A 5,840-nucleotide genomic window follows, 5' to 3' on the forward strand; every position below is an offset into this window, starting at 1 on the left:
AAATCCGGACAAGGACGGCTGGCGTAATTATCAGCAGCTCCCCTGGGATACAAAACTACATGTGAATCGCGTTTATTTGAATGATCGTAGTCTTTATAAACCCTACGTCGAATAACAGTAGCTAATAGGGGGCAGACCCACTGCTGTCCCACTAAACTACATCAAAGATGTTAAATATAATTGATAAGCAGTAAAAGACTTATTTCTAAAGACTACGAGACATGAATTTTACCCACCTTAATTTAAAATGTTTTCCCTCTCCCAAGATTGGGAGACGAGCACATGGATGTGCGAGGTAGAGCAATGCAGGAGCAATTGCCGAGGGTTAGGGTGAGGGTTGAATTTTCATAGGCTTAGAGATCACCCCTCATCCTCGGCTTTGGCTTCCTGCGTCGCTCTAACGACTACATCCCTGTAGTCGTAACCTTTCTCCCCTCTAGGGGAGAAGGGACTTTAGCCATTAGGCATATAGGCATAGGGTCGGACCTACCCAACTCACTGAGCGCTCAATAGAAAAGGTCGTAGATTTACTGTTATTTCACCTTAGACCTTCCTTTTTACTTTCAAAAAGCCACTCCTAAGGATGGGTATTTTATCTTCACGTATAATAGATAGTTCATTTGGCCTACGAAACAGGCCTTCTAAGCTAGAATGCGACTATACTGTTTAATTGTGGGTAACAATAATAGTTGTATAGGTCCGCCCCGGTTTTTCCACTGGATTGCTAATAATAGGGAAAAATTAACTCGTACCTCTAATACATGATGTATAGGTTGGGATTTAACATTGGCTAATAAACAACATACAGAAAACTGGCATAACACTATTGCAGAGATTAGTGCGAAACGGTTGCAACGGAGTCTCACGCCAGAGGAGATGGCTTTTATTAAAAGCCACGTTGGGTTTATGGCTCTGGAGGGAATTGAAGATTCAGTAAGAACATTGTCATTAGATGCTTTGGAAGATCTTTTGAATTCCAGGAATCAATAGGTTCAGATTAAATAAACAGGGGACAGCTCCCTGTTCATTTATTCTTCCTGTTGTTTCGTGTACATAAACTTGCCGTGTATGGACTTTTCCTGCTGACATTAAAAGTGTTTGTGATACCGCAGTGTAGCGAAGTTATTCTCGCTTTTTGATCACGTCGCGAGCCGAATAGTCGATCACCACTCTCGTAATCAAATTAATTATTCAGTGATTAATACGCCTGTTACATATGTAGCAAAAATAGTATGGATATTGTCAACCATTTCCTGTGGGTTTTAAGATTGCAAGCATAGTCCTCTGTTTTGTGCTAAACAATGATATGCTCTTCGTTGCGTGACGATATTGTCAGCCAGGAGGTATATGATGCGCGCAAAGCTAATCAACTTATTGATTCTATTCACTGTCCTGCTATGGCTGAATTCGGCATTGGCGGCGCAGGGTTCGCGCGTGGTTTATCCCGCCTGGTTTAAGGAGAGTTTGTACGATCTCCAGGGTGACTTGCAGGATGCCCGTGCTGCGGGCAAGAAAGGAATAATGGTTTTTTATAGTATGGAGACGTGCAGTTATTGCCTGGCCATTCTTGAAAAGGCGTTCAAGGAAAAGGAGATCGCGCAACGCCTGAATCAGAATTACGATGTGATTGGTCTGGATGTGTTCAGCGACAACGAGCTGGTCGATCCCCGGGGCAAGACTCATTGGACGAAAGAATTCGCTGTCGTGGAAAAAGCCAAATTTACGCCAACGATGATTTTCTACGGTGAAGGAGGGGCTATTCAATTGCGCCTGGTAGGTTATCAATCACCGGAAAAAATGCGCGCGGTTTTGAATTATCTGGAAGGTGATAATTATACGCGCATGAGCCTGCGTCAATTTATGAAGCAAGGCCAGTCTGCTACCAAATCTGCAAAAGATAAAACAGTCAATCAGGATCTCGATCGTCGTAAAAGCAGTGACAGGCATTTAATGGTGGTATTTGAATCTGACGACTGCAGTAAGTGTCAGTTGCTGCGTGAAATGTTGAAGGCAGAAGTTTTGCAGCCATATCTGTTACGTCTGGATGTTGCCTTTGTCAGCAGTAGCGATACACAAAACCGTATAACCACGCCAGAGGGTAAGCAACTCAGTGGCAAGGCATGGGCTGATCAATTGGGTTTAATCCATAATCCGGCGATGGTGTTCTTTTACGGGGAGGGTAAAGAAGTGCTGCGTGTGGATACTGATATTCTCCTTAATAAGGATGGAAATGACATTAAAGCGGATGATGAGAAAGTCCTCGATAATATCCGCGCACGACTGCAATTTGTCGTCGACAAAGGCTACGTTGCTTTACCGCAATTTCAGCGATGGCGGGCGCAACAAAAAAGAAAAGCACGGGAATAATCAGGGGCAGGTCCTAATGTAATAATAGGTGACCTAATAATAGTGGGCAGACTACATTTAGCAAGGTATGACGTTCAATAATTGGGATCTGTCCCTAAATACTGATTGAAGTCAAAGTACAATTGTTGATTTTAGAGAAAATAGTTCTGCTGCACTGAATTTCTGACTTCGAATATCGAGAGCCTGGAGAGGATACCTGAATCGCGTGAAGAAGTTACCTGTTCTTACCGATCGACGTCTGCTCGGTCTTTTGCTCGGTCCGTGTTTATTCATCCTGATCCTGCTTTTTCCTCCACCCGAGACAATGTCCGTATCAGCCTGGCGGGTGGTGGCGGTCGCAGTATTAATGGCGACCTGGTGGATAAGCGAAGCAATCCCTATTGCGGCCACCGCATTGTTACCGGTGGCTCTGTTTCCGTTGCTACAGGTGATGTCGACCACGTCCACCACCAGTGCCTATGCCAATCATCTGGTATTTCTCTTCCTGGGCGGTTTCCTGATCGCCATGGCAATGCAAAAATGGAATCTGCATCGACGTATCGCGTTACATACTATCCGTGCCGTTGGGATTAATCCATCACGGATTATTCTGGGCTTTATGCTGGCCACGGCATTTTTATCCATGTGGATCAGTAATACTGCCACGGCGATGATGATGTTACCCATTGCGTTGGCGGTGGCGGGGCAGTTCATTAACAACAACACTGACGATGCGTCGTCTACTACGTCAGCTTTTGGGGTGGCCTTGATGTTGGGGATTGCTTATTCCGCATCGATAGGTGGGGTTGCGACCCTGATTGGTACTCCGCCCAACGCGATTCTGGCAGGTATTGTTGAACGGATTTATGATCACCGTATCAGTTTTGCCGCCTGGATGGGATTTGGTTTGCCATTGTCGATTGTTATGTTGGCAATCGCCTGGTTTTACCTGACACGTATTGCCTATTCCATTAAACAACAGAGTTTTGATCAGGTTACCGAAGTCATTCAACAGGAAATAAAACAGCTGGGGCCCATATCACGACCGGAAAAGCTGGTTGCTATCATTTTCGCGCTGGTGGCGATGACCTGGATTAGCCGTGGGCTATTCGAGTTTGCGATACTGAAGGGCGTGAGTGATGCAAGTATTGCCATAGCCGGTGCCTTGTTACTCTTCATCATTCCATCGCGTTTTAAAGTTGCGGGTAATCAACAACGAGAATTCCTGCTCGACTGGTCTACCGCGGCAAAACTCCCCTGGGATATATTGATCCTGTTTGGCGGTGGTTTTGCGCTGGCACAGGGTTTTAGTGACAGTGGATTAACCGAATGGATCGTACTGCAAATGTCGGGCTTGAAAGGTGCACACCTTGTCGTACTGGTACTGGTTATTACTTTTGTAGTGATATTTTTAACGGAAGTCACTTCCAATACTGCCACGGCAACATTAATCCTGCCGGTACTGGGTGCGCTGGCCGTGGCTGTCGGTGTGGATCCCTTGTCTTTGATGGTGCCTGCCGCGGTAGCGGCGTCTTATGCCTTTATGTTACCGGTTGCTACACCACCCAATGCAATCGTGTTCAGTAGTCGTTACGTGACGATTCCACAAATGGCGCGTGCCGGCTTTTATATGAACCTGGTCGCCGCGCTGGTGATTACTTTGTTTGTGATCGTTGTTTTGCCCTTTATTGATTACTATTAATGTGAATAACAGGTAGCAAACCCCAATTAAATATTGGCTAATGTTGGGTTCAGAGAACAATGGTTGCTAATATTAGTGAATATTGTTCTCTAACCTGATTATTGCGACTGAACTTTAAAATCGTATAGCATGCAAATCTGGCTAAAGGTATCACAGTCCTTTTTGCTTTGTGGCAGGAGGTTAGCACTATGGATTCACAGAATGACAAGTTAGATCGTGTGGTCGCCGAAGCAAGACGCGCCCGTGAATTGCGTGAGCAAGGCTATCGTGAGCAGGCGCTGAAAATGTATCCCCCGGTTTGTGGTCGCTGTGGACGAGAATTCAATCGTAATAATCTTCATGAGCTGACAGTGCATCACCGCGATCACAATCACGATAATAACCCGCCCGATGGCAGTAATTGGGAGTTGTTATGTTTATATTGTCATGACAACGAACATCAACGGCAGCTGGATGCGCAGCAGGGGGTTAGTGTGAGTGATAGTGCGAACAGTGCGCATGCGACATATAATCCATTTTCTGATCTCAAAGACATGTTGGATAACAAGAAAAAATAATTAAAGAACAATAAGGGGAGACGGGAGTGCCCCCCATCGATTTCCCTGTCATTCTGCGATATACCTGGTTGTATGTGAGTAGCTACAATTAATAAAGCAAGTCCGATCCGTTTGTTTTCTGTTTATGCCAAATCATCTGCAAACCGCCTGGAGTTACCCTATAAATCTTCTATAAATAATATATAAGTAGTTGAAACAACCCCGGTCAGGTCTCTGGCGATTTGCCAAGGAGGATACCATGCAACTCGATATGCACTATTACGGCACTTATGCCATGGCCCGCGCAGCAGGAATGGCGGTAAAGCATGCAAAGGTGGTGGCTTATGCAGCACAATACACCGATGATTCTACCCAGAATGACAGTGAACCACATGAAGATGGCGGGATGTTTCAAACCATTGCCACAGCGCATACTGGATCGGAGGCAATAGTCAATTCAGCATTAAACCATCAGGAGCAGCGCTGTGTTTGGGTACCCTTTCACTTTTATCCGGGAGGTGAAGGCCATTCGCTGTCGGAAAAATTAATTTGTGTTAAAGATGGCCCGCTTGCTCAGGAAATGGTCAAAAATCATATTCGCCATGCAGTATCGGTTAAAGACCAGTACGGTCTGGCATTGATGGGAATTACAGCCCATGTTTACGCGGATACTTTTTCCCACTACGGTTTTTCGGGTGTGAGTTCAAGGCATAATAAAGTGCACGGGGAATCGTTCGAGCTGGATGTTAAGAGCCAGGAAATGCGCGCTTATATTTTAAAAAAATATTCCCGATTTTTAGTTAAATATGCCCCCAGACTGCTTGTCAAAAACTATCGAAGATTAGTGAGTAACCTTGGTGAAGACACAACCGGCGCGCTCGGCCACGGTGCAGTCGGCACCTACCCGGACCGACCTTTTCTGCGCTGGCGATTCAATTTTGAAGTCAACGGGGATTCAGGCTGGCGCGATAATCCTGCGACCTTCCTCGAAGGCTGCGAAAAACTACATAACGTCTTTAGTGACTTTGCCATTCAGGCAGAAATATCCAACGGTGCCGTTCAATTCGATACGATCAAATCAAAAGTGGAAGACATCATTCGCCTGGAAGCGGCCAAGGAAGGGCGTATCGGAGCCTGGAAAACCGCAATCTTGAGTAACAGTCTGTTCCCGTGCGAAGCCGAAGAAGCACTGGATTATTCAGAAAGAGACTGGGAACAGCAAAAAGGTGGCTTTGATGATCTCGGCAATTCACAAG

General features: G+C 45.6%; 5 protein-coding genes. All 5 read left to right on the plus strand.

The features are described from left to right. Positions 1 to 786 precede the first annotated feature (786 nt). Positions 787 to 990: a hypothetical protein gene (locus ACWVCM_RS00940; RefSeq protein ID WP_455199817.1), complete on the plus strand. Its 204-nt coding sequence runs from the start codon at positions 787 to 789 to the stop codon at positions 988 to 990. A 360-nt stretch (positions 991 to 1,350) separates the two neighbouring features. Beyond that, positions 1,351 to 2,367, plus strand: a complete 1,017-nt coding sequence (locus ACWVCM_RS00945; protein WP_455199818.1) for a thioredoxin fold domain-containing protein — start codon at positions 1,351 to 1,353, stop codon at positions 2,365 to 2,367. A 205-nt stretch (positions 2,368 to 2,572) separates the two neighbouring features. Continuing rightward, positions 2,573 to 4,048 carry an SLC13 family permease gene (locus ACWVCM_RS00950; protein ID WP_455199819.1) on the plus strand — a complete coding sequence of 492 codons (1,476 nt, stop codon included), beginning with the start codon at positions 2,573 to 2,575 and terminating at the stop codon, positions 4,046 to 4,048. A 188-nt stretch (positions 4,049 to 4,236) separates the two neighbouring features. Further along, positions 4,237 to 4,605, plus strand: coding sequence for a YajD family HNH nuclease (locus tag ACWVCM_RS00955; RefSeq protein ID WP_455199820.1), 369 nt, complete (start codon positions 4,237 to 4,239; stop codon positions 4,603 to 4,605). A 238-nt stretch (positions 4,606 to 4,843) separates the two neighbouring features. Continuing rightward, on the plus strand, positions 4,844 to 5,840 hold a 997-nt coding region (locus ACWVCM_RS00960; protein ID WP_455199821.1), incomplete at its 3' end, for a DUF6765 family protein.

This window comes from Kaarinaea lacus (genome assembly GCF_975902315.1).

Bases quoted from the DNA above. Each gene is read 5' to 3' on its own strand.
- ACWVCM_RS00945 (WP_455199818.1), top strand. From the start codon at position 1,351: ATGCGCGCAAAGCTAATCAACTTATTGATTCTATTCACTGTCCTGCTA.
- ACWVCM_RS00955 (WP_455199820.1), top strand. From the start codon at position 4,237: ATGGATTCACAGAATGACAAGTTAGATCGTGTGGTCGCCGAAGCAAGA.